General features: G+C 65.3%; 19 protein-coding genes, 1 tRNA gene and 2 pseudogenes. 5 read left to right on the forward strand and 17 right to left on the reverse strand.

What is annotated here, in order from left to right:
* Positions 1-50: 50 nt before the first annotated feature.
* The 3 genes from JOE35_RS10710 to JOE35_RS10720 all read right to left on the reverse strand — a co-directional run bounded on the left by JOE35_RS10710 (position 51) and on the right by JOE35_RS10720 (position 3711).
* Positions 51-1106, reverse strand: coding sequence for an ABC transporter permease (locus JOE35_RS10710; protein ID WP_209561065.1), 1056 nt, complete (start codon positions 1104-1106; stop codon positions 51-53).
* A complete protein-coding gene (locus tag JOE35_RS10715; RefSeq protein WP_209561066.1) occupies positions 1103-2707 on the reverse strand; it encodes an ABC transporter substrate-binding protein in 1605 nt (534 codons plus the stop codon). The genes JOE35_RS10710 and JOE35_RS10715 overlap by 4 nt, the downstream gene beginning before the upstream one ends.
* A gap of 428 nt (positions 2708-3135) precedes the next feature.
* Positions 3136-3711, reverse strand: a complete 576-nt coding sequence (locus JOE35_RS10720; RefSeq protein WP_209561067.1) for a hypothetical protein — start codon at positions 3709-3711, stop codon at positions 3136-3138.
* A 337-nt stretch (positions 3712-4048) separates the two neighbouring features.
* On the opposite strand from JOE35_RS10720, the gene JOE35_RS10725 reads away from it, so the two are divergent.
* Positions 4049-5143, forward strand: coding sequence for a type I restriction endonuclease (locus tag JOE35_RS10725; RefSeq protein WP_209561068.1), 1095 nt, complete (start codon positions 4049-4051; stop codon positions 5141-5143).
* Positions 5144-5224: 81 nt separating this feature from the next.
* On the opposite strand, the gene JOE35_RS10730 is transcribed toward JOE35_RS10725, so the two are convergent.
* The 8 genes and pseudogenes from JOE35_RS10730 to JOE35_RS10765 form a co-directional block, all read right to left on the reverse strand.
* A complete protein-coding gene (locus JOE35_RS10730) occupies positions 5225-6862 on the reverse strand; it encodes a DUF726 domain-containing protein (protein ID WP_209561069.1) in 1638 nt (545 codons plus the stop codon).
* Positions 6863-8123: 1261 nt separating this feature from the next.
* Positions 8124-8372: pseudogene (locus JOE35_RS16140) on the reverse strand (restriction endonuclease); the annotation flags it as partial.
* 332 nt (positions 8373-8704) lie between these two features.
* A pseudogene (locus JOE35_RS15660) lies at positions 8705-8845 on the reverse strand (winged helix-turn-helix domain-containing protein); the annotation flags it as partial.
* Between the two features lie 385 nt (positions 8846-9230).
* Positions 9231-10379, reverse strand: coding sequence for a DUF262 domain-containing protein (locus JOE35_RS10740; RefSeq protein ID WP_209561070.1), 1149 nt, complete (start codon positions 10377-10379; stop codon positions 9231-9233).
* Positions 10376-11431 (reverse strand): adenine-specific methyltransferase EcoRI family protein, encoded by a 1056-nt coding sequence (locus JOE35_RS10745; RefSeq protein WP_209561071.1) that lies wholly within the window; start codon positions 11429-11431, stop codon positions 10376-10378. The genes JOE35_RS10740 and JOE35_RS10745 overlap by 4 nt, the downstream gene beginning before the upstream one ends.
* Before the next feature lie 779 nt (positions 11432-12210).
* The gene (locus JOE35_RS16225; RefSeq protein ID WP_209561072.1) at positions 12211-12429 is read right to left on the reverse strand and encodes a KTSC domain-containing protein; all 219 of its coding nucleotides are present in this window, start codon (positions 12427-12429) and stop codon (positions 12211-12213) included.
* A gap of 250 nt (positions 12430-12679) precedes the next feature.
* On the reverse strand, positions 12680-14767 hold the full coding sequence (locus JOE35_RS10760; RefSeq protein WP_209561073.1) for an ATP-dependent endonuclease: 2088 nt from the start codon (positions 14765-14767) through the stop codon (positions 12680-12682).
* Between the two features lie 485 nt (positions 14768-15252).
* Positions 15253-15329 (reverse strand) — tRNA-Pro (locus JOE35_RS10765).
* Between the two features lie 208 nt (positions 15330-15537).
* On the opposite strand from JOE35_RS10765, the gene JOE35_RS10770 reads away from it, so the two are divergent.
* From JOE35_RS10770 to JOE35_RS10780, 3 genes are all read left to right on the forward strand, one after another.
* Positions 15538-16467 (forward strand): ABC transporter ATP-binding protein, encoded by a 930-nt coding sequence (locus JOE35_RS10770; RefSeq protein ID WP_209561074.1) that lies wholly within the window; start codon positions 15538-15540, stop codon positions 16465-16467.
* Between the two features lie 65 nt (positions 16468-16532).
* On the forward strand, positions 16533-17600 hold the full coding sequence (locus JOE35_RS10775; RefSeq protein WP_209561075.1) for an aliphatic sulfonate ABC transporter substrate-binding protein: 1068 nt from the start codon (positions 16533-16535) through the stop codon (positions 17598-17600).
* Complete coding sequence (locus JOE35_RS10780) at positions 17597-18499, forward strand: ABC transporter permease (RefSeq protein WP_209561076.1); 903 nt, start codon at positions 17597-17599, stop codon at positions 18497-18499. Before JOE35_RS10775 ends, JOE35_RS10780 begins: the two co-directional genes overlap by 4 nt.
* Positions 18500-18672: 173 nt before the next feature.
* Here the strand turns inward: JOE35_RS10780 and JOE35_RS10785 are convergent, their stop codons facing one another.
* The 3 genes from JOE35_RS10785 to JOE35_RS10795 all read right to left on the reverse strand — a co-directional run bounded on the left by JOE35_RS10785 (position 18673) and on the right by JOE35_RS10795 (position 21393).
* Positions 18673-19593: a glycine betaine ABC transporter substrate-binding protein gene (locus JOE35_RS10785; RefSeq protein ID WP_245186095.1), complete on the reverse strand. Its 921-nt coding sequence runs from the start codon at positions 19591-19593 to the stop codon at positions 18673-18675.
* Between the two features lie 174 nt (positions 19594-19767).
* Positions 19768-19917: a hypothetical protein gene (locus JOE35_RS10790; RefSeq protein WP_209561077.1), complete on the reverse strand. Its 150-nt coding sequence runs from the start codon at positions 19915-19917 to the stop codon at positions 19768-19770.
* A gap of 273 nt (positions 19918-20190) precedes the next feature.
* Entirely contained in the window at positions 20191-21393 is a 1203-nt protein-coding gene (locus tag JOE35_RS10795; protein ID WP_209561078.1) for an MFS transporter, read from the reverse strand.
* Positions 21394-21447: 54 nt separating this feature from the next.
* On the opposite strand from JOE35_RS10795, the gene JOE35_RS10800 reads away from it, so the two are divergent.
* Entirely contained in the window at positions 21448-21900 is a 453-nt protein-coding gene (locus tag JOE35_RS10800) for a helix-turn-helix domain-containing protein (RefSeq protein WP_209561079.1), read from the forward strand.
* 227 nt (positions 21901-22127) lie between these two features.
* On the opposite strand, the gene JOE35_RS10805 is transcribed toward JOE35_RS10800, so the two are convergent.
* The 3 genes from JOE35_RS10805 to JOE35_RS10815 form a co-directional block, all read right to left on the reverse strand.
* Complete coding sequence (locus JOE35_RS10805; RefSeq protein WP_307803044.1) at positions 22128-22706, reverse strand: hypothetical protein; 579 nt, start codon at positions 22704-22706, stop codon at positions 22128-22130.
* A gap of 56 nt (positions 22707-22762) precedes the next feature.
* A complete protein-coding gene (locus JOE35_RS10810) occupies positions 22763-23221 on the reverse strand; it encodes a hypothetical protein (RefSeq protein WP_209561080.1) in 459 nt (152 codons plus the stop codon).
* Between the two features lie 62 nt (positions 23222-23283).
* Entirely contained in the window at positions 23284-25068 is a 1785-nt protein-coding gene (locus JOE35_RS10815; protein WP_209561081.1) for a hypothetical protein, read from the reverse strand.
* Positions 25069-25098 lie beyond the last annotated feature (30 nt).

Here is a 25098-nt window from a genome sequence, read left to right on the forward strand (position 1 = left end):
AGGAGCGACAGGACCACCGGAGCCAGAGGCGGGAGGAGGCGTGATCGTGCTCATGAGCGGGCCTTCCGTCGGGTGCGCAGCCGCGGGTCGAGCGCGAGGGCGATCAGGTCGGCCGCGAGGTTGCAGACGACGTAGACGAGCGCGCTGACGACGGCGATCGCCTGGATGGTGGGCAGGTCGCGGTTGAAGACCGACTCGAGCATGAGCTTGCCCATGCCCGGGTAGTTGAAGACGTTCTCGACGACGACGACTCCCCCGAGCAGCCACGCGACGTTGAGGGCGACGACGTTGAGCGTCGGCAGCAGCGCGCTCGGCACGGCGTGGCGCCAGACGACCTGGCGGGTCGAGAGGCCCTTGAGCTCCGCGGTGGTGACGAACTCCGAGGCCATCACGTCGATGGTCGACGAGCGTGCCGTCCGGACGATGTACGCCGCCATGGCGAGGGTCAGCACGATGGCGGGCAGCCAGACGCTCGGCAGCAGCTCCGTCACGGTGGCGCTGTCGCCGCGCAGCACGACGGCCGGGAAGATCGGGATCGCGACCGCGAACAGCAGCACGAGGATCGTCGCGACCATGAACTCCGGCACGCTCATCACGACCAGGCTGATCAGCGAGATGGCGTGGTCGCTCGGGCGTCCGCGGCGCACGCCCGCGACGACGCCGAGCGTCAGCGACAGCGTGACGCCGACGAGCAGCGCCGGCACGGCGATCAGCATGCTGTTGCGGAACGCGACGAGCAGGTCGGGTCCGACCGGAGCCCCGCTGACCAGCGAGATGCCGAAGTCGCCGTGGCTGGCGCCGACGAGCCACTGGCCGTAGCGGGCCCAGACGTTCTGGTCGAGGCCGAGCGTCTCGCGCAGGGCGCCGACCGCGTCGGGCGTCGCGTCCTGGCCGAGCAGCTGCTGCGCGACGTCGCCGGGCAGCGCCTGCACCGCGAAGAACACGAAGAAGGAGGCGAGCAGCACGGTGAGCAGGGCGGTGCCGACCCGGCGCAGGACGAGCAGAGCGGTGGTGACCGCTGCGCCTCCTGGGCGGGCGCCTCCTGCGGGCTGCTTCGGCGCAGCCGTCGACGACGAGTCGGGCTGGGTGGCGATCTCGGCACTCATGCGCGCAGTCCGATCTGCAGGTAGTCGAACTCGAAGCCGTACTCGCGGTAGTTGACGACGTCGCGGCCGAGGCCGACGAGACGGTCGCCGAACATCGGCGTCATGTCGGCGGAGTCCTCGACGATGACGCGCTGGGCGTCCTGGTAGAGCATCCGGCGACGATCGTCGTTCATCTCGGCGCGGGCGGAGTCGAGCAGCCCGTCGAAGGTGGGGTTCGACCAGGCGCTCTCGTTGTACGACGAGCCGGTGCGGAAGATCTGGTTGAGCAGCTGGTCGATCGGGCGGCCGGTGAACCAGTAGCTGACCATGAGCGGCTTCTGCATCCAGATCTGTGTGTAGTACGAATCCGAGGAGGCGTTGCGCACGACGAGATCGATGCCCGCCTCCTTGACCTGATCGCGGTACGCGACGGCCATCGGGGTGAAGACCGACTCGTAGCTCGACGTGTAGATCTCGGTGCGGAACCCTCCGCGACCGGCCTGCTTGAGCAGTGCCCGGGCCTTGTCGGGGTCGTGCTGGCGCTGCTCGTCGAGCCAGACGGCCTGGGTGGGAGGCACGGGGTTGTCCCACCCCGGCGAGCCGGTGCCCTGCAGGGCGGTGTCGACGATGGCCTGGGGGTCGTAGGCGAGCTTCATGGCCTGGCGGACCAGGGGGTCGCTGAACTCGGCGGAGGTGAACAGCATCGGGATCGTGTACCACTGCGCGTTGGCCGAGCGGGCGACGGTGGCGGTGCTCGAGGCGCTGACGACCTGGGCGGTGGCGAAGTCGAGGTTGGTCTGCGAGATGAGGTCGATCTGGCCGGCGAGCAGGGCGTTGACGCGGGCCGTCGTGTCCTGGATCGAGTAGAAGTCGATGCCGTCGAGCACCGGACGTCCGGCGAAGTGGTCCTCGAACGCCTCGATGCTGCCCGTCCCCGCGGGCTCGAAGCTGCTGAGCTTGAAGGGCCCCGTGCCGATGCCGGTGGTGCCGATGCCGTTCAGGTCGCCGGGCTCGGCGCTGCCCTCGGGGACGATGTAGCACTGGTACGCCGTCAGCAGCGAGGGGAACTCGGCGTTGGCGGTCAACAGCTCGAAGCGGAGGGTGAGCGGGTCGGGGGCGCTCATGCTGCCCGGGCCGATCATGGCGGCGAGCACCTCGCCCTGGGGCGAGCCGGTGTCGGGATCGAGGATGTGCTCGATCGAGTAGATGGCGTCGGCGGCGGTGAAGCGGCGTCCGTCGTGGAACGTCACGCCCTGGCGCAGGCGGAAGGTCCAGGTGACGCCGTCGGGGGTGGCGGACCACTCCTCGGCGAGGTCAGGCACGGTGACGCCCTGTTCGTCGAGCTTGACGAGGCGGTTGTAGAGGGCGCCGAGGTACTCGTAGGCCGAGAGGGAGCTGGCCGAGTCGAGGGTCTCCGCGGCGGAGGCGGCGGGTCGGGCGATGCGGAGCCGTCCGCCGCTCTTCGCTGTGCCGGTGGCGGCGGCCTCGGGGATGGTCGGGTTGCTCCGTGCCGGGGTGCAGCCCGACAGGGTGAGCAGGCCCAGCCCGGCGAGCCCGGCGGCGCCGGCCAGCACGGTGCGCCGGCTCAGGCCGGATCGGTGTTCAGGGACGATCGGTGTCATGCGGGGATGGCCTTCCGTTTATCGTTCCGCTGAACGATAAGGGACACACGCCCCTGCCGCGAGGCCGTCAGACCGTAGGAGGCGGCGCCTGCGTGCGCACTCTGCACCCCGCGATCCCCGCAGCTACGGGCCTCGGGCGGGGCTCGCGCCCTCCCCCTCCCGCCCCCGAAGCTTCACGCACTCGTTACACGGTCGTGCCCCACGCCCCGACCCAAGCGTTTCCGGCACCCCCTCCCCTTGCTCTCGAGTGGTCAAAATGGGTTCTTGCCAGGCCAATGAAGAACAGCATCTGCCCACTCGGTCAGTTTTTGGGTGCTGAAGCGATCGCGCCTGCGATCGCTTGGCTCGGCGTCATCGAACGCCCTCGCGGCAACCTCGGAGGGCGGCGCCCTCACATAAGCCGACATCGCGACTTCGCGACTACGACCTCAGGCTGACGACGACCGTGTCTCTCTGACCCGGGGAGGCAGCACACCGGCGGCATATGCAGCGTCAGTCGCAAGAACCGCCATGGTGTCGCAGAACGACCCGATAGGCCCCTCCCATTGCGAGCCGAACTGCGAGTTCCCGATGAGGCAACCGGCCCTCACATGGATGCGAATGAGAATCTGCTCGACTTCCTCGAGAGTCGGTGGCTCCCCGCTAGCGAGCCGCTCAACAACGCGGTCGACACTTTCGCCGTGCCAATCCTCGGCGTTGATGTGGGCCGGCAACTTCGACTTATCAAACGATGTCGGCTCGTAGCGGAAGGGCCGCCTTTCCCCCTCGTTCTCGCTCATGAGAGCCACGAAACCACTGACGATCTTCCGTTCGTAGTCCAGCGACTTCCAGGTGTCCTCTTCGCGATGGCGCTGGAGTGACGCTGCTTTCCCGACGTAGAGATCGTTTCCCTCGGAATCGATGATCACGTAAAGATTTGCAGAACTCAGAGGCTCATCAACCAGGCGTATCCCGGCACCGCTTGCTATGGATTTCAGGATTGCAACCTTCATCAGCTTGGCCAAACCGCTTCTCCGCCCGATTGCACTAAATTGTTTAGCGTCATGGTCCACCAGCGCCCGCGAAAGTCGACCCATGCAGGAACGCAACCGCGAGGCCAGAAGAGCATCTCTCTCGATGCTTTATCGGTTCTTCGAGAGCCAAGGTAAGCCAGAGCTCCAGGCCCGTTCCTCCGATCTGATGCCAGCTCCTAGATGCCCCATGCACTCGTCGTCAGCTTCGTCCCATCGAACGCGGCGTCAGCACGTCACCCGAACGGGGCGTCTCATGAACACGGATTGCGTCCGTCTAGTCGGACCCTTTCACCTAGTCTCATGAGAAACCGTCACAAAGGGGACAACGATGGAGTTTGCCGAGCGGCTCGCCGCACTTGCACTGAAGGTCAAGAACCAGCGCGAGGCCATTCAGACCGAGGAAGCGACAAAGAACGCGTTCATCATGCCGTTCATCTCGACGATCCTCGGCTACGACGTGTTCAACCCTCTCGAGGTGGTACCTGAGTTCACGGCCGATGTCGGCGTGAAGAAGGGCGAGAAGATCGACTACGCCATCATGCGAGACGGCGAAGTGCAGATCCTCATCGAGTGCAAGAAGTCGACTGAGCCGCTCAAGATCGAGCACGCGTCGCAGCTCTTCCGCTACTTCGCCGTGACCAATGCGCGGATCGCCGTCCTCACCAACGGCGAGAGCTACCACTTCTACACGGACCTCGACAAGCCGAACCGCATGGACGAGAAGCCCTTCCTGGTGCTCGACCTTTCGGACATCGACGAGACCCTCCTCCCCGAGCTCAGCAAGCTGACGAAGGACGTCTTCGACCTCGACTCGGTCATCAGCGCCGCCGAAGAGCTGAAGTACGTGGGCCAGCTCAAGCGTGCCATCGCGGCTCAGTTCCGTGACCCGTCCGACGACTGGGTCAGGTTCGTCACGACCCGTGTCTACGAGGGCTCATTCACGCAGAAGGTGCGCGACCAGTTCACGCCTCTCGTCACCAAGGCGTCGAAGCAGTTCCTGAACGACCAGGTCAACGACCGTCTCAAGACGGCGCTCGGCTCGTCGAGCTTCCCCTCGATCGCTGTCGATGCGCCTGCAGGTGCTGTCACCAGCGAGCCGGCCGTCGAGGCGGACCTCGATCGGGACACAGAGACGGAGACGACCCTGGAGGAGCTCGAGGGCTACCAGATCGTCAAGGCCATCGCGTGCAGCGAGGTCAAGCCCCAGCGCGTCGCTCACCGTGACGCCAAGTCCTACTTCGCGGTCCTGCTCGACGACAACAACCGCAAGCCGATCGCGCGCCTCCACTTCAACGGCAAGAAGCAGAAGTACCTCGGCATCTTCGACGCTGACAAGGTCGAGACCCGGCACGCGATCGAGTCGCTCGACGGCATCTACGAGCACGCGGACGCGATCCGCAGCGTCATCAAGTCCTACGCCTGACGTAGGTCACCCGCCCGACGGCTTCGCATGACGTGAGGCCGTCGGGTAGAAAAAAAGCCCCGGCCATCGGCCGGGGCATCTTCAACGAAGAACCACGTTCTCGTGGTACCCGTGGTGGTTGTCGACCGCGTCCGAGACGTCGATGTTCTGCAGCCTCTCCGGCAACGGGCCCGTCTTCGCCTTGAAGCCGACGAGGCCTGCGGCCGTCTTCCCTGCCTGGGCGACTGCGTAGACGTACTTGAGAATGCCGTCCTCAGCCGAGTGGTAGTTGAAGACGGCCCCATCGACCGCGTCTGCCAGTCCCGACCATTCCCCCTTGGCGCCGATCGCAACGCCGAGCAGGTGGACCGCTTCAACGCGAGGCCCGCCTGGCTTGGTCCCGAGCGCTTGCGCTGCCACGACCATTGCACGAGCACCGAGGCTGTGTCCGACGAGGATGAAGGAGCTCGTCTCGGTCCGAGCGAGAAGGTCGGCCAGTACCACGCCTGTCTTGTCCGCGCGGTTCTTGGCGACGTGCCAGGGGTTCTTGGCGATGTCGGCTGCAGCAAGGAGGGGCCCGAGGGGACCGATCTTCTTGGCCGCCAGGCGAGCCGCCTTGGCCGCCGCTTGCTGCAGCGCTGCCCCGCCCATGACCTTTGCTGCACCCACCCCGCCCAGAAGCCCAAGGTGCTTGAGCTCGCGAGCGCCCCAGTGCACGCGGTAGACCGGGGAGCCGGGGTAGCGAGCAGTCACGATGTCGCGCCACTCGCCCCACCCCTTTCCGGTCTCGCTGAGGAAGCCGTTGCACACGATGACGGGGGTGCCGGTGCCGCCCTGGAGCATCTCGATATGGAAGGACTTGTCCTCCTGCACGTAGGCGTTCGCGACTGAGGCGCTGAGCGCACCGCCGAGCGCTCCTCCGAGGGCGGTGAGGACGGCGGTGCCACCGGCCATTCCCAAGCCACCTGCAGCGATAGCTCCGCCCCCCAGGAAAGCCAAGCCCGAAGCCGTGGCAGCAGCGCCCGAATAACCGGTGATGAGGACGCCAAGGGCACCTCCGATGGCAGGGGCCGCGAGCAGGCTTGCGGGAATGGCCAGGGCCACACCCGCGAGGCTGAACCCCACGATCTTGGTCACACGGCTCAGCTTGACCTTGTCGTAGTCAAGGAACTCCGCGTAGTCGCCGAGAGAGGCCATCTTGCGGTCGATCTTCTCGAATCCCGGAATCTCATGGCGGTGCTCTGCGCAGAAACGCGGCATCGTCAGGGGGCCGCGACCTCGAGAGGCCATGTTGTCGCACGTGGGACCCGCGCAGGGCAGGGTCGGTGAGCCGCAGTTGCCGCAGAGATATGCCGGGACTTGGTTAAAGGGCCTGTCCGTCTTGGCGTGCTCGGCGAGGGTGAAGCAATCGGAGCACCAGGCATGTTCGACCTCACCCGTGAGGTCGTCCGTCAGCTCTGCGATCCACTCAGCCACATCACGGTGCGCCTCAGCCCGCTTGCTCGCTGCTTTCTGCTCTTCCTCAGAGGGCAGTTGCACTTTCATCTTGGTGAACCGGGCATGGGCCCACGCGTTGTCGATGAGAGCGCCGTTGCTAGCGAGCACCTCCGAGCCCTCAACGACTGGTGCGAGATCGTCATCGTTGTTGGTGAGGGTCAGCGACTGACCATTGGGGCTCGTGACGGTACACACGAGAACGTCCCCGTCGAGGAGACGGGCGACGACCTGGGATTTCGACATAGAAGAAATACTCTCAGTTTCAGCAGAGTGGCACCGACAGAAGCAGGGTGAGAACGTGATGAACTGTTGAATCATCTTGCGAGCTAACGCAGGCTCACTCCGAGTCGAACGGCGGTCCTGACGCAGCGGCACTCACGCGTCAGCGCAGACGACTTGTCACTGTCGGGCAGCACCAGCAGACCTACCAGGGAGCCACCATCGACTTCCCCGTTCAGGTCATCGCGTTCGATCTGACACGAGCAAGTATTGAGGATGCCCTGGCGAACCACGGACCGGGTCCAATCTTGACCTACTCGGCGACGGTCGACGGTAGGCGCTTCTCGGTCAAGCAGGCCCTCTCAATCACCACCGGCCTCGGCCACGACGAAATTTCGATTCGGGCCGTGCTGAGACCGTGCTGACGCGCGTCGGCTTCGATCACGTCAGCACCTCTGCCGAAGAACGGCAACGCGTGCCGCAGTCCGACCGCACCTTCGCGGGGGTCGTCTGGGGGCTGGCCCAGTCGGACGCCGGTTAAGAGGAAGCTCCATCCAGCAAGCTGTACCTCCCTGGCTGTGCCCAAGGCGTCGTGGCGCCGCGCCGCATCAGACAGCCAACGAGACGTCTCGAGCGTGGTCCGCCGCACTTGACTCCGACCTGCGCGTCGTCGTCGACCCAGGATGGTGCGCTGACTGGGTCGCCCTTTGCGGCTGCATGGATCAGCACGCGCCCCTAATGTATTCGGCGAGCCCACCGAGGACTGGCCGACTCGAACCACCGGCGATTGAGATTCGGCCCGGGTCATCCTCGAACCTGGCCTGGTCCGACGATCTTCGATCCTCGACGGTCGCACAGTGACGTGGGAGGCCGAGAAAGCTCGAGAGCTCCTGACCGCGATGAGCGCCCCGGCTTGGCTGCCACTTTCGGCGACCGACTCTTGCAGCAGCTGGACGGCCGACCACGAGCACCCGCCCCACGCGGAGAGGTGGGTCCAAGAAAACGCCGTTGGTGCTGAATCCAGGGGTACCGATCACAGTTCCGGCACTACCGAGCGCGACCGCGACAGCACGAACTTGCCTTCTGTCTCGACAACCAATCGGCCTTGGCCGCTCTTATGGCGTTTCGTCGCTGCGCCGTCGGCGAGCGATCAGTCGAAGAAGTCGGCGTCGACCTCGACAGCTGTGTAGGTGTTGCGCACCTGGACACCGACCCGGTACTTGATCATTAGTGCGATGAGTCGGGGCCCATCAATGAGCACGACGCGGGATTGAACGTTGCTGGTATAGCTGACCGCGGCGGGCGTAAAGGCAGACGTCGTCAAGAACACTCCGCGGGTGGCGTCAAAGCCGTGTAGGGCTCCAACGAAGGCTTGGATGGTTTCTCGGCTGATATTGTTACCGGCCTCCTACCTCTTGGCCTGGATGTAGACCCGGTCAAGCCCGAGGGCGTCCTGGTCGATGACCCCATCGATGCCCTCGTCACCAGTCCCACCAATGCGTTTACCGCGCTGCTCAGCACCTCCGTACCCCATCTTGAGGAGAAGGTCGACGAGGGCCTGTTCGAAGAAGTCGGGGTGGCTCTCACGAAGACGGTTGAGGAGCTCTCCTCCCACTTCAGCCTCAATACGGCTGATGCCATCTTCGATCTGCTCGATCTGCTCGATCGGGTCGAGGATGTCGGCAGCTGCCTGGACAAGCTCACCATCCACCAATTCGGCCCGACGTTCTTACGAGCTTCGTTGGGCCAGAAAGGTGCAAAGATCTCGCGCGCTTTGGCGTAGTCAAAGCCACCCGGGTACTCCACCAGCGCGCTGCGTCCGCGGTCGTTGATTGCGTAGTGGCCGCGGCTGGGCCTGTCGATCGCGCTGGCCTTCGTCAGATGACTAAGCGCCCATCCCAGCCGCTGCTCATACCGGTATCCCCCAGAGCGAAGCGTCTCGGCCCGGGCCTCCGACGTGAGTCCGGCTCTCTCGGCCGCTTCATCGAAGACGTCTTTGCGATGCAGGGTCCGACCGTCCTATAGGACTCGCAGTACAGGAATCACGAATGCCGGCTAAATTGGGACGATCGAGACTGGGGCGTCACTAGGAGTGCTCACCAACCCACCATGCCTCAATCTGGACACACGACGGGCCCTGCGGGACTGCTGTCAGTAAAATGACTCAGTCTCTTGGACCTTGCAAGGTACGTGAACTGCCTTGAGGTAGATCATGTCGAAGTCGATCGGAGGGAGTGGGACGAGACTCTGTTGGCGTCGCCAGCCGTGGCAGGTCCGTTCTATGCAGGGCACGCAGGCCCAAAAAGTGCCCGCCCGGGAAGAATTAACGCTGCCTACTACAGGCGTTGACATTCCTCGTAGGCCCCACCTCTATTCAGCAGAGTTCACAGACCTATACCCCGGATTTCTTCCGGTTATCGTCCTTGCATAGCATCTGGCAGTTGGATGCGATGGTTGGGCCACCCTTGCTCCATGGAGTGATGTGGTCAGCCTCCATTTCTTTAATGTCAAACACCTTCTCGCACACAGGGCAGACACCCTTCTGGCGGGTGAATGCCAAGCGTCTTTGTTGAGGGGAAAACGCACGGATGGACAGGCTTCGCTCGTCGCCAGATAACAAATAAAGGTAAATGCCCTTATTGCTCGTAACGTCTTCGTCTTCCAAGAGGCGGACAACCTCGGCCTCGAACTGGCTCGACTGCTTCGCCGTGATGGAGTCGGAATACTTATTGTAAAACAGGCCCCATTCGAGCCCGTCCATCTCGCTCCGATAATCAGGAAAAGTAGCCTTTACCCAGGCCATGACCTTTTTAAAATAGTTCCACAAATGAGTGGCGTCGGCATTGTTCTGGTGGCTAGCCATGTAAACCTTGATATCATCATCCGTGCCTTTGGACGCGACGTTGCCGGCGTGCGCGGCCCAGCGGATGACCGTCTCTAAGTAATCCTGGCGGTCCGGGTCACCCCTGAGGTAGTCCTTGAAACCGAGATGTGCCGGACCAGAGAACCGTGAAAAGTAGCGCTTGGCATCGGCGAGCCAAGGGCCAACATACGCTGCATTGCGTAGTTCCTGGGGCTTCAGCACCATGCCCGCGATATTGATGGTTTCGAACCATTCCAGCTGCTCTTCCGCCGACCCCTCGCAGACGTACACGTCGAGCTCGTAGTCTTCGAAAGCCTTGACCATCTCGGGAGTTGAAGTCAGATTATGCCGGAACCGCGCGTTCCCCTTCCACCGAACGGAGAAGGCATTGGTGGCGTACTGACAAATGGAAAGGATTCGCTGCTGGCCATCGAGCACCTCGAAGCTCGAGGTGCCGTCGGCAGCAACTCTCTTAGACCAGTAAATCGTATTAAGAGGAAAGCCTTTGAGTACGGTCTGGAGTACAGCCTCACGCTGCTTGTCTTTGTAGACAAACTCGCGCTGGAACGGCGGTCGAACATCGAGCCGACCACCAAGGGCGACGATGCCCTTATCCTGGTTGTCGCTGTATCCATCAATCAATTCCTTGATTGTAACGGTAGTCTTGCTGATGATCACTTTATCATCCCCCCTGGATGTCTATTGCGGATCAGGACTCGGAAATAAGGTGTTCTTACTATTCCCTCACGCGTAAATTTCAAGTCTCTTCCATCACTTCCGTGACGGAATTGGACAATTTCGTATGGGCTATCTGGGATCCATTTTTCAAGGAAGGTGATTGGGACACCCATCACCCCGTCATAGTCTGCGGGAATTTCCACTACTCTTGACACTTCGATAGCATCGTAATTGTTGTAGGTTGGGTATAACCCCTTGGCGAGTCCTTCCTCGCGCGTCTGGAATGGGATAGGCATGTCAGCACGCTTGTCGACGACCAGATTTGTAAACCAGCACCCTGACTTGAGCCGGAAGCAGACAGTGCCGTCAACAATCTTATAGGCATCTCCGTGTTTTTTGTTAGCAACGAGCCAGTCCGCATATTCCGCAGTGACATCGAAAAGCATCTCCTTGCTCGACGACCGCTTACCGGTCCAGAGTTTTCCAGCCTTGATCAAGGCGAACGTCTCTTTGTATGTAATAGCGTTAGTGTTTCCAATAATTAGAAACTTTTTATCATATTCGAATAACTGAGCCAGGTATTCCCGAAACAACGAGAACGGTGGATTTGTCACGACGATGTCTGCACGCTTCAGCAACAGAATGGACTCGGGATTGCGGAAATCTCCATTGCCCTCTAACGGGGTTACGAGACGATTTTCAGTGAGGGGCAGGGCACTCTCGTAGGCACTGATGGCATACTCAGCATCGGCGTTGCTGGTGAGCTCAATCTTGTATGTGGCCTCATCCGCATAGAAATGTGTTGCAATGAGGCCGGCAAGGCCGAGATACTCGAAATTCATGGCAAAGTACCGGAAGAAGTTGCTCGAATCTGGGTCGTCACAGTTGCAGTAGACAACCTTGCCCGCGAACTGATTGCCTGCAGGCGTTCCCCCGAGATTCTCATCCCGCGTGTAGTGCGCCAGCTCCAGCTCGACCTCGGAAAGCCTGGTGTAGAACTCGTCGTACTTGACGCTCTTCGCCCTCGTGAGGGTCCTGTTGCCTGTTGCCATCACTGTCCCGTTCTCGCGTCGCCTGTGGCAGCACGCTAATAAGCAGTAGCTTACAGCCCGCATCTGCGCCGTAGAAGCTCTGGAACGTCTAATCAAAGCCGTCCCAAGACACTGTGGGATTTTGAGCACGGCCTCAGCTCCGATTCCGGGATTTCTAGAGTGATAGCGGAACGCAGGTAAGCATAAACATAAAGTATCGGAAAAACTATCTAATATTTGGTCCTGTTTGTTAGTGACCTCTCAATAGTCTTGCTTTCAACTTGTTGAGGAGCTTGGGAGGTTTTCCTCAGCGGCTGAAAGGGGGACTTCCACATTTGCGAGCAAGGGGGTCTCGATGAGATCGACCTGGACCAGACGCACAACGACGAGCTGATTAGGGCTTCCACCCGGTGCCTAGCAGCCGGCCGGAAAATGCAGGGGCTAAAGACAACTCGCGCTTCGGGCGAGAAGTCGGACCCGACGGCGATGCAAAAGATTCGCGAGTGGGCCGGCAAGAGAGTCACACCGTCTCAAGCCGCGGCCGGATCTCGGCTGTCGTGCGAGACGCTCCCAGAGCCGCTCAGTAACTGGTGCCGACAAGCTAGTAGGAAGGGACGCCACTGGTCTATCCCCAACGCGGTCCCAGTACGATCGCGGACATCACTACCCGTCACATCAATGGCGCCCCGACCGAGTACATGACCTCTCGGGTCCACAGCGCAGGAGTCGACCGAATCGAAAGCGGTCCCAAGAGTCGCATCACTAGGGCTGGCGACGCGACCGCCCGCACTTCGCTGTGTCTAGAGCGATATTTTGCGCGCGATGTATCCGGCCCTCTTAATGTAGACATCGAAGTAACGACCGACGCTAGGGGCTGTCATCAAGCTCGCGTGGACGGAACTTGGGACCGACAGGTACTGGTAGACACCGCCCTTCTTGAAAGCGACCTCGAGAGTTTGGGTGGTGGGGTCGTAGCCAACGGCAGATAGGTGGCTACTGACTACAGGCACACGAATCACTTGCTAGCTCCTTCGGTTTCACTTGCAACTGCGAGCTCGGTAAGCTCGGCGTCCTTTGCAGCTGCTGTTTGCTGCTGTGAACAGGAGGCCTTCGCACCCGCGAGCACCGTAGCACTCCTCCTATTTTGTTTCGCTAGCTCGAAGCGTTCGTGACTTGCTTTTCAAACTCGCCGTAACGAACTTGCATAGCGATGTTTGTATACTCGGCCTCATTCACCGTAAATGTTTTCTCGCCATACGGGCACTTAATTTATGCATTTAGCTGTGCCTCAGCTGTCGAGCTCAACACGGAGATTGGGGCCTCTGAGGCGGCTGGTGCTTCGGCGGGCACGTCTTGGCCGCTAAGTGCTGCGATCTCTGTAATCACAGCCCTCAAGATTTTCGGAAGGTCCGCCTCGGCGGCCGCGAATACCGCGTTGCGGTAGGCGAGTAGGTTCTTGTTGTTGCGCAACGCGAGGGTTATTCCTGCCTCTGTGAGCGCCTCATCGAAGCTTGGCCACTCGCCAAGCTCCTCCTCGATGTCGTCTTTCCATACCGTGAAGTCGCCGCACACGAGACTCGGGTTCCCGAATGAGTAGGGTAGTGAACCGTGAGTGGCTTTAGACGTGGCAGGCAGCGCTCCAACTAGGCCGTCCGTTGCTTTCCTATGCGAATCGCGGGCTTGCGTCTTCAGCGCTTGAATCTCGTCGTCTGTCTTGTCCTTGTAAGGCTTGCGGTCAGATGTTCCGAAATCCCCATCCGCCAGCACATAAGTCGGCACCTTAAGCGCCGTCAGAATCGCTCGAGCAACGCGGAGTCCGCCCTTGCCCTCCACCGATAGGACCGTCACCCCCAAACGGTCCAAGTCCTTACCGAGCTTCGTTGCAACCGCTTCGAGGACGATTCGGTCGGTCTGCCCCTCTACAAGGACTACTGCGTCAGCGAAGAAGCCTTCCGAAAACTCTGTTGGCACACTTGACACGATGGCTTTTTGAACTTTTTCCTCATCTAAGCCAGATGTCAGAGCTACGGATCCGACTGAGGCCGTTGCCGCCGAAGTCTCACCGTTCTTATAGGTGAAACGGTGGAGTGCTCCGAACTGCTCCGGCTGAATAAAGTACGGGCTGTGTGTAGCGAGCAGAACCTGCACGCCCGGCTGAGCACTGAGTTCAAGGAGTGTGCGCGCGAAAGAACGAGCACGGACCGGGTGCTGGTATATTTCCGGCTCTTCGACGGCGACAATAATGCTTGGTAGTCCACCGAGAGCGTCCATGAGACGCGCCTCAGCTGCGGCCTCGTCTTCACCATCCTGCACCTTGTGTGTCTTGCGCGTGAGGTCCTCGTCGGGGACCATCGCCTGAAACATCGAAATCATGACGGCGCGCTGTACGCCGTGGCCCTGTCGTGACACGTCGTTCGTAGCGCCCGAGATCGTCACTGCTGTCGTGATCGATGGATCAAGCTTTGGAGCGAAGTCCGGCACCGTCGGCGTAAGTGTGACGCTCGCGTTCGGAATGAGGGAACCAAGGCGTGAATTGACCCGGGCGGCTTGAACGCCAGTGGCCAGTTCAATGCTCTTGCGAATGTCGCCGGTCAGTTCGCTAACGGCTGCCGCATGCTTCAGCAGCCATGCAGCCTGGGCGCGCGCACTGGCTGCTGCCATGAACGTGCCAACAAGTTCGGTCAACGCAGTACCCCGAGACGCGGTACCAACTTCGCCAGAAATGCTTGTGGCCGCCGGTATGAGCACAAATCTTGCGCACTCTCGCAAAACATTCGCTCCATTCCAGCCCATCATCTGGTTGGCGTCATCGTCCGCGACCTCCACGAGTTTCGAAACGTTCACGAGTTCCGCTTCCCAGGCTGCAAGGGCAGCCACAATCGCATCCTTGCTCGCGGAACTTCCGAGTTCTGGCAGTTCACTATGGACTGCTCGCAAGTTCCGGTAGCCCTGCCTGCGCAAGGCGATGCCCTGATCAGCTCGCACCTCGGCGAACCCGGGGCCCTGCTTCGCGTTTCCGACCGTCTTCGTCTGTTTGGTGTCGGCGTACCAGGTTCGACGGACCTCTGCGCGATCGCTTCGCCCGTATTGCTGCAGGCGAGCACGATCCATGGCCGTGAAATCCGTGAAAGTGACCGATACTTCGACGGTCGCTCCTGGATCTAGGGCAACACCCTCCTTCCATCCGTGGACATCTATCTCACTCAGCGGCGTGCCGTTGAAAAACCAGTCCAGGGCGTAAAGCACCGAGGATTTGCCTGCACCGTTTGCGCCGATAAAAGCTCCATAGTTCTCCACTTGTAGCGTGACGTCTTTGAGACTCCGATAGTTGCGAATGGTGATGGCTGCAATACGCATCGCGACCTAACTTCCCCCATGAATTGCCTGGTCTACGGGGCTCGCAAATAGCCGCGAACCTAGCCACAACTTAGCGGCAGGTCTCGGGTTGTCAAGGCAATATGGGAGAAAAAGTATCCCCGCCCCGAAGTCCGACGGGCCCAAGTTGGTCGCTTGCAATAGGCAACAAAAGTCGATTTACCTCGGGTGATCAGCTGCTGATACCCATTCCGTGAACCACGGCGACTCGACGGTTGACATGCACCCGGACCAGGCAAATCTAGGAGAACAAGTAGGCCGGGTACGGACGAATAGTTTTCGGGCGTCTGCTCGAGCGAAAGAAAGAAGCCCCTGCTTCCTTGGATCTCCAAAGATCAACGGGGCCTCTTGGCTGGCTATACCGGCGAAATATGAACTTACGTGGCACTGTCGCCACGAATAGGTAGCCTTGCCGTGCACGCAAAATAAAAACTTTGCTAAGTCTATAGAGTGGCCAGTTAGCTAAATGGTCGGGCTGACAGGATTTGAACCTGCGACCCCTTGACCCCCAGTCAAGTGCGCTACCAAGCTGCGCCACAGCCCGAGAAATTCTCTCCGAAGAGTGAACCTCTTGGTGTTGCCCCGACCGAGGCAACTCGATCAGCATAGCGGATCCGGAGACCCGGGACGAACCATGCCAGCCAGCCGAGCCCGACGGGCGAGCCCCAGACGGGCACAAGCCTGACCGACCACTGTTGCGCCCCGTTACAGCCAGCGCGACAGCACCAGCCACCCCGCCATACCGTCGGGACATGCCCGCCTCCTCGACGACCGCCTCCCGCGCTCTGCCGTTGACCCTGCGCGGTGTGGGCCGGCGGTTCGACCGGCCGGTGCTGCACGAGGTGGACCTCGACGTGGCCGCCGGCGAGATCGTCGCCGTGCTCGGGCCGAGCGGGTGCGGCAAGTCGACTCTGCTTCGCCAGCTCGGCGGACTCGACCAGCCCGACACCGGCACCGTCCGGATCGGCGACGAGCCCGCCCGCCACGCCGACCAGCGCTGCGCCGTGGCCTTCCAGGAGCCGCGCCTCCTCCCCTGGCGCACCCTCCGCGACAACGTCGCCCTCGGCCTCCCGAAGCCGAGCAAGCCGAGCTCCAAGACCGGCACGGCCAGCAGCAGCAGCCGCACCACCGCCGCCGCCCCCAAGCTCACGAAGGCCGAGCGCGACGCCCGCCTCACCGAGCTGCTCGACCTCGTCCACCTCGGGCCGGCCGGCGCCCGCCGCCCCCGCGAGGTCAGCGGCGGCATGGCCCAGCGCGCCAGCCTCGCCCGGGCCCTCGCCCGCCAGCCGGCGGTCCTCCTCCTCGACGAGCCGTTCGGCGCCCTCGACGCACTCACCCGCCTCCGCATGCAGGACCTGCTCCTCGACGTCCACGACGCCCTCCCCACCACGGTCGTCCTCGTCACCCACGACGTCGACGAGGCCCTCTACCTCGCCGATCGCATCGTGCTGCTCGTCGACCTGAGCCAGCAGCCTGCCGACCAGCCCGACCCGGCGAGCGCCGACGCGACGCACACCGACACCGCAGGAGGCGCAACCAGCATCCAGCGCATCGTCACGGTCCCCGGAGCCCGCCGTCGAGACCGCGACGCCCCCGAGCTCGCCGTCCTCCGCCAGGAGCTGCTCGAGGGCCTCGGCGTCCACCGCGTCCCCGCGGCCAGCAGCGGCACCGCACGCTCCTAGCCCTCCCCCCGCACCGCACACCTCGAGCACCACGCCATCCCCGACACAGCACCGGAGACGACACCATGACCACCACCCGCACCTCCCCTGCCCGCCGCAGCCGCGCCTCCTTCGCCGCCCTCGCGCTGGGCGCAGCGGCAGCCCTCGCGCTCACCGGCTGCGTCGCCGGCGAGGACGCCCAGGGCGAGCCCGCCGAGGCCGCGGGCGGCGACGCGAGCGCGTCCAGCGGCGAGTGGAGCACCGACACGCTGAACATCGACTTCGCGACCTACAACCCGCTCAGCCTCATCGTCAAAGATCAGGGCTTCATCGAGGACGCCCTCGGCGACGACGTCGCCGTCACCTGGACCCAGTCCGCCGGCTCGAACAAGGCCAACGAGCTGCTGCGTGCCGGAGCCGTCGACGTCGGCTCCACCGCCGGCTCGGCCGCGCTGCTCGCCCGCTCGAACGGCTCCCCCATCCACACGATCGACATCTACTCGCAGCCCGAGTGGTCGGCGCTCGTCGTCCCCGGTGACAGCGACATCGCCGACGTCGAAGACCTCAAGGGCAAGACGATCGCGGCGACCAAGGGCACCGACCCCTACTTCTTCCTGCTGCAGGCGCTCGACGAGGCCGGCCTCAGCGCCAGCGACGTCACCATCGAGAACCTGCAGCACGCCGACGGCCGCGCCGCCCTCGAGAACGGCAGTGTCGACGCCTGGTCCGGGCTCGACCCGATCATGGCCGCCAGCGAGGCCGAGTCGGGCACGAAGCTGCTCTACCGCAACGTCGACTTCAACACCTACGGGTTCCTCAACGCGACGGAGTCGTTCCTGATGGAGTCGCCCGACGTCGCCCAGGTCGTCGTCGACTCGTACGAGAAGGCCCGCGCCTGGGCCGAGGAGAACCCCGACGAGACCGCGACGATCCTCTCCGGGGTCGCGGGCATCGACCCGGCCGTCGCCAGCACCGTTCTCGACCGCACCCACTTCGACGTCGACCCCGTCCCCGGAGCCGCGCAGCAGGCCGTGCTCGAGACCGTCGGCCCGATCCTCGTCGAGTCCGGCGACGTCGCCTCGCAGGACGCCGTCGACGACGCCCTCGACACCCTCTTCGACGACACCTTCGCCAAGGACGCCGACGCTTCATGACCAGCTTCTACCCGCTGAGCGGCAACGAGAAGGAGGCGGACGCCCGCCAGGTCGTCGAGCGCACCCGCGAGGCGGCCGAGCGCCGCGGTGCAGGCGCGAGCAGCGGATCGCAGGAGGCGCGGGCCGGCTCGACCCGCACCTCCCGCGGTCCGCGTCGCGGCCTGGCACTGCTCGGGGTGATCCTGCCCGCGGCCGTCCTGCTCGCGTGGGTGCTCGCGACCGAGGTCGTCGACGTGCCGAGCTACAACCTCCCCTCGCCGTCGGACGTCTGGCTGGCCGGCGTGCAGCTGGCCCAGGCAGGACTGCTCGGGCAGTACGTCGCGATCTCCGTGCAGCGCGTGCTGATCGGCTTCGCGATCGGGGCCGGCATCGGCATCGTGCTCGGAGCCGTCGTCGGACTCTCCCGGGTCGGCGAGGCCCTGCTCGCCCCGTCGATCGCGGCCGTGCGGGCCGTGCCGTCGCTGGCGTGGGTGCCGCTGCTGATCCTCTACCTCGGCATCGGCGAGGACTCGAAGATCACCCTCATCGCGATCGGGGCCGCTTTCCCCGTCTTCACGACCGTCGCGGGCAGCCTCCGCCACGTCGACCCCCAGCTGGTGGAGGCGGGCCGCGCGTACGGACTCGGCCCCGTCTCCCTCTTCACGACGGTGCAGCTGCCGGCGGTGATCCCGTCGCTCGTCTCGGGCCTGCGCCTCGCGCTCGCCCAGGCGTGGCTGTTCCTGGTCGCGGCCGAGCTGATCGCCTCGTCGATGGGACTCGGCTTCCTGCTCACCGACTCGCAGTACAACGGACGTGTCGACCGCATGTTCCTCGCGATCATCCTGCTGGCGCTGCTCGGGACGCTGACCGACTTCGTCCTCAACGTCGCCCAGCGCGTGCTCCTCCGCCGCTGGCGCTAGCCCGGCCCCGCGCCTCCTCTGCCGCCCAGCCCGCGCCTCCTGCACTGCCGGCCCCGCGCCTCCTGCACCAAAGAACCGCGTTCCGTTCAAAGAACCACCTTGCAACGTGGTGCTTTGAACGGAACGCGGTTCGATGCCAGCGGCACACGTCTCGTGTGCCCGGCCAGCGCCTCCTACGCGGTCAGCTCGTCGACGTAGTCGCCGTGCTCGGCCATCCACTCGCGCACCAGCGGCTCGTAGTCGCTGCCGCTGTTCTCGTTGAAGAGCAGGTTGCAGAGCGAGAGCAGCTCGTCGTCGCTCATCGAGAAGTCGCGCAGCCAGCCGCCGGCCGTCGCGAAGTCGTCGTCGAAGGTGGGGCTGCCGAGCGCGTGGATCTCCTCGGCCGCGCCCATGGCGCCCTCCGGGTCCACCAGGTCGCGCAGCCCGTACGCCTCGTAGGCCCAGTGCGGACGGGCGAGGGTCGCGACGATGTTCTCGCCCGCGGCGTCGGCGGCCTGCAGCTCGGTCAGCAGCGCGGCGGTCGACGACGTGATGAACTCCATGTCCTCGAGGCCGTAGGTCGGGATCGCCTGCTCCTCGGTGATCTTCGTCAGGCCGGCGCCGGGCTCGAGGCCGACGATCCGGCTGCCGAACAGGTCGGCGTTCGCGGCGAGCTCGTCCAGGGAGGTGATCGGCGCGTCGTCGTTGACGACGATCGTGTTGCGGGCGTCGGTGTACCAGGGGCCGAGGTCGGTCAGGTCGGCCCCGAACTCGTCGAGGTAGGCGGCGTGCGTGTCGGGCAGCCACGAGTCGAGCACGAGGTCGTAGTCGCCCGACGCCACGCCCGAGTACCCCGGAGCCACGTCGATGTCGGTCAGCGTCACGTCGTAGCCCTCGTCCTCGAGCACGGCGCTCCACAGCTCGGACGCGGCGATCCCCTCCGGCCAGCCCGCGAACACGGCGATGGTGATCTCGCCCTGGTCGCCGTTGTCGAGGGCGGCGGCGGGAGGCCCTCCCGGTGTGCAGGCCGTCAGCCCGAGCGAGAGGGCGACGGCGGCGGCGCTCAGGGCCGTGGCGAGTCGGGCGTTCTTCTTCATGCGGGTGGTCTTCTTCATGGTGGGCCTTTCGTCTGCTCGGCACACGCCGGCACCGAGACGAGGAGGTGCGGTGCACGCGACACGACGACGTCACGGACCGCAGACGGTCGCGTCGGTCGCGGCCGCCGAGACGAGCCGCACAGCACCGACCTGCGAGCGCGCGTCAGCGCGGCGATCGGGTGCCCTGGCGGCTCAGGAGCGTGGCGAGACCGCGCCGAAGTGCACGGTGCGACGCGACCAGACGGTGCCCGCGCGGCGGACGACGGAGCCGAGGGTGCGGGCGCCGGAGGCGGAGGTGCGGTCGACGGAGGCAGCTGCGGCGCGGGGCGCACACGATGCCATGTCGGGTCCTCCGGGCTGGTCGGGGCAGGGCTGGTCTCGTCACGCTCAGCGACAGCCGTCGCCGAGGTGTGACGCAGCCACGGTAGTCCCGATCCCGCGCGCTGGCGAATGCGCCGCGGCCACCGCCTCCTCGTCTGCCCGGCCCGCGCCTCCTCGGGCACCTCGGCAGTCACGTGCGCACACCGAACCACGTTCCGTTCAAAGAACCACCTTGCAACGAGGTTCTTTGAACGGAACGAGGTTCGATGCGCTCTGTGGGTGGTGCGCTTCCGCCTACGCCGCGACGCGCTCGCGCTCGCGCCGGCGCCGCCCGCCCATCACGACCACCACCGCCACCATCGCGGCGAGCGCCAGCCCCACGATCGCCGGAGCACCGACGTCGACCGCGCTCTCGAGCCCTCCGCGGGTCGCCTGCGCGCCGAGCCACAGCGCCGTCGCCCCCTGCACCAGGTACGCGACGAGGTACACGGCCGACAGCGTCCCGGCGCGGTGGTGCTCGTGAGCGAACCGCGACACGATCCCCAGCCCCGACGCGAAGAAGAGGCTGTAGCCCACCCCCGACAGCACGCAGAACACCAAGAACAGCGCGAGCGACTGCTGTGCCGCGGCCAGCACCAGCGCGGTGAAGCTCGCCGCCGTCGCGACCGCCGCCACGACGACCGCGATCACGACGGGCACCCGCCGCGACGCGAGCGCCACCACCGCGATGACGACCATCGACAACGCGATGATCGCCCCGGTCACGAACGCGTTCGAGCTGCCGATCAGCGTCGTCCCGATCTCCGCACCGAGCGACAGCACCACCGCACCCAGGGCGTAGGAGGCGCTGACGCAGACGGCCGCGGCGCCCACCGCCCCGAGGAGCCCCCGCGGCACGCTCAGCCCCCGTAGCCGCCAGCGCCCGACTGTCGCGTCCCGGTCGCGGGGCAGGCGCCACACGAGCGCGAGAACTCCGAGCTCGACGACGAGCAGCACCCAGTAGGTGAGGTGCAGCGGCTCCGGCGCGTACTGGACGAGCGCGCCGCCGAGCAGGGTCGCGAAGACGAGGCCGACGGCGGTGGAGGCGGTGCTGATCGCTCCTGTGCGGGCGGAGTTGACCGGCCCGGCGATGTCGATCATGGCGGCGGTGGCGGGGCTGAGCGAGAGGCCGACGCCGAGGCCCATGAACGCCCGCCCGACCAGCACCCAGCCCACGTTCGGTGCCAGGGCGAAGAGCAGCACCCCGACGATGGAGGCGGTGACTCCGAGCAGGATGCTCGCCCGGCGGCCGATGGTGTCGCTCAGGCTGCCGAAGACGAGCAGCACGACGACGAGCACGAGCGGATAGACGGCGAAGATCGCGGTCGTGACGAACGGCGTGAGCTGCCAGTCGGTCGCGTAGAGCGGATAGACCGGCGTCGCGGCGCCGCTCGTCCACAGGGCGAGGGCGAGGACGGAGGCGCAGGTCCAGAACGCGAGGCGCTGAGCGTGGGGCATGAGCGCGACGCTAGCACCCTGGATACGAAAAGCCTACTGAGCTAGGCTGGCCCCATGGCAGCTCGTACTCCCCTCGACCCGCGCTGCGGCATCGCCCGCAGCCTCGACGTGCTCGGCGAGCGCTGGGCGCTGCTCGTCGTGCGGGAGGCGCTGCTCGGCCACACGCGCTTCTCGCAGTTCCGTGCGCGGCTCGGCCTGTCGCCCGACGTGCTGACCGCACGCCTCGAGTCGCTCGTCGCGGCCGGCGTGCTGCAGCCCTCGACCTACCGCGAGGACGGAGCCCGCGAACGCGTCGAGTACCTCCTCACCGACGCCGGCCGCGACCTCGCCCCCGTGCTCGCCGCGCTGGCCACCTGGGGCGACGAGCACGACCCCCACCCCGACGGAGCCGCCCGCGAGTTCACCGCCGCCGACTCCGGCGAGCCCGTCCGCGTCGCGTTCGTCACCGCCGCCGGGCACGTCGTCGACCCGGCCGCCGTCGAGATGCTGCCGCGCGTCGGCAGCTGACCCGCGCCTCCTGCGGCGCCTGCCCCAGCCTGTGCCTCCTGCACCCCGTAGTGGACGATGCACCCACATACAACGGGGTGCGTGGTCCATTACGGGGTGCGGCGCAGTTGCTGAGTCGACCCGCACTGCCGTGACCAACCACGTTCGAAGCGGAGCCTGGAGCGTGGACGGGCGAGTTCGTCGCACACGGGCCGTCACGACCGCCCGCAGCCGACGAACTCGCCCGGTCAGGAGCGGTGATCGTCGGCGGACGGCGACGACGCCGCCGCCGCCGCCGCCGGGCGCGGGAACGCCGCTCGCATGTGGTCCGTGGTGAGCAGGTCGCCGATGCCGATCATCAGCAGCGAGAAGACGATCTGCTCGACGACCATCCAGCCGGGGTAGAGCCCGGGGATCGTCGCGACGATCAGCGTCACGATCGGGAAGATCCGGCTGAACAGCCTCAGCCGTGAGTACGCCCACCAGTAGCCGAGCTGGGCCCGCCAGGCGAAGACGTAGAGCGAGGCGGTGATGAAGAGCACCACGGTCGAGCGGAACCACACGGCCCACGGCACGTGCTCGCCCCGGCTCCACAGCACGGCGGCGATGAAGATCGCGGTGAGCCCGACGACGGTCTCGCCGAGCAGCAGCCACCGGATGCCCATGAACGCCCGGACGGTGCGCGGGTGCTCGCGCATGTCCTCGTGGATGACGTGCTCGGCCTGACGACCGCCAGCGAGACTGTCCAGCCGGAGGCGCCTCCACAGCCGGTCGGCGGAGTCGCTGAGGGCGCTGGTCGCCTCCACACCGTCCCGGGGCCCGACCACCCCGCCTCGCACCGTCCGCACCACCCCATCGTGCCCCATCCCGCCGAGCGTTCCCGTCACTCGGCCGCGATCTCCCAGTCGTAGCCGTCGCGCTGCTCGTCGTAGTCGAAGCAGGTCGAGAACGAGGCGACCTGGAGGACGCCCTCCCGCCTCTGCACCCAGTAGTTGCCAAGCTCGGTGCTCCGCAGAATGAGGCGAGGTTCACCGGTGGACCCGCGCGTCAGCTCGAACTCGAAGTCAGGGGCGCGTGACCAGTCGTCGCGGAGACGTACTTCGAGGGCGCGGAGATCAGGCTGCTCGCTCACGTCGACCGCGGTGGAGCTCCCCCAGACGGCACCGCCGGGTGCACACCCGGTGAGGGCTCCCTCAGTCTTCTCGCGGATGCCGAGCCGCACCGAGTCCGGGACATGACCCGCGATCTCGACCTCGATCTCCTTGACCACGATCTTCACCTCGGCCAACGTCTGCTGCGACAGGACCGGGCCGGCGTCACGCTCGTCGCCGTCCTGTCCCACGCCACAGCCTCCCAGCGCCATCACCACCACTCCCGCCGTGACCGGCCATGACCACCACGTCCTCATCGGTCGGCGTCCACGGTCTCGAGCTCTGCCAACACGTCGGAGATGACCTGCTCGTTCTGCGGCGAGTCGCTCGCGATCAGTCCGTGGTTGACGAGCAGCGTCACGACTCGCAGCACGAGCGGCGAGTTCCACTTCGTCGCACGGTCGGCGTCGCTCTCGTACATGTGCTGCTCGAACTCGGCGAGGTACTGCGGGTTGCGGTGCCGGTAGACGTTGCCCGTCGCCTGGGCGACGCCGAGAGCGTCGTCGTAGCGGAACGAGTCGTACTCGGTGTTCGGCGAGCCGGCCCACTCCTGGACGGCGCCCGCTCCGGCGAGCGCGACGACGTGGTCGAACTCCGCGCCCGCCAGCTCGGACGCGAGGATGTTCGCCGTGCCCCAGCTGTGACCGATGCCGACCGAGCGAGGAGGCGGGGAGCCCTCCGCCGCGCCGCCGACGTCGAGACCAGCCCGGAACGCCGCGAGGCGTTCGCCTGACTCACGGGCGAACGCCGAGGAGTTCGCCTTCGCGAGGGCCAGGAGGATGTTCTTCTTCTCGAGGGGGAACTCCCCGTCACCACCCCCGGGGAACCGCCCGTCCTTGTAGACGAACGCCACGCTGTCGACCTCGTCGTCGGCCATCAGCCGGTCGGAGAACGCCCGGAGGCCAGGACCGCCCGCCCAGAAGTCGCTCATCTGCGTCGAGGTGCCCGGCACGTACGTGTAGATCCGCTCCGGGGCTCCCGCCGCGGGCCAGTCGCCGAGCATCTCGACGATGCGGTCGGCCGCACGGTCGTACGTGTACAGCTGCACCGTCGGCGGCACGGCCGTCGCACCTCGCAGGTAGGCGTTCTCCCGCTCGAGCTCGGCGATCAGCTCCCTGGCTCGCGGGTCGTCCAGCGGGTGCCGTGCGATGTCGTCGATCATCCGCTGGTTCTCGATCACCTGCCCCGCCGCCGTCACCGCGTTCGCCCTGATGCGTGCAGGAGGCGGCACCCCGTCGAGGTTGCCGATCAGCCACGGGACCGCGAGCACCAACGCCAGCTGCGCCGAGGACAGACCGTCCGCACCGAGTGGGCGGAGCAGGGCGAGCGAGTCCCACCACTCGCGCACCGCCTCCGGCGAGGCCTCGGCGATCAGGGCCGCGAGCAGCGGGTTCTCGGCGAAGAGCAGTGCGAGGTCGACGGTCGAGAGGCCGTCGAGCAGACGCAGCGCCTGCTCGGGCGTCTTCGCCTCCCTGATGTCGGCGGAGGCGCCCAGGAAGTCGCTCGTCGCCGATTCGCCGTAGAGCCCGGCGATGCAGGCGCCGTCCGCGGCGTCTCGTCGCGCGACCAGCTCGGCCCACTGCCGACCGACCCGGGCCAGTTCGTCGTGGCCGGCCTGCTCGTCGCGCCGGAGGGACTCCCTCTCGGCGTCGCGCAGACCGAGGCCGAGGCCGGCACCGACCCCGAGGCCGAGGCCGCCCGACGGGAACACCGCCTCCTCCGCCTCGAGCAGCACCAGCGACTCGGCCCCTCGCCGGAGAGCCTGGTCGACCTCGACACGGCGCCGCTCGAGGAGCCCCTGCACCGCGGCGATGTCGCCGACCTCGACCCCGTAGGCCTCGAGCACGTCGCCGTGCTGCTCGACGGCGTCCATCAGGGTCGCCAGCTCGGCGACGATCAGCTCGCCCGTCTGGCCGAAGGCGATCCCGGCCTCGGCCCGCCACTCGGCCTCAGACCAGGTAAGGCACGCCTCGAGGCGGTACCTGCCTAGGCTCAGGTCGTCGTGCTTGACACGGCGCGCCCGGGCGAGGCGGGACATCTCAGCAGGGCTGCCCCGGCCTGGGTCGAG

The sequence above is a fragment of the Frigoribacterium sp. PvP032 genome (assembly GCF_017833035.1).
In the GTDB taxonomy this organism is placed as follows: Bacteria; Actinomycetota; Actinomycetes; order Actinomycetales; family Microbacteriaceae; genus Frigoribacterium.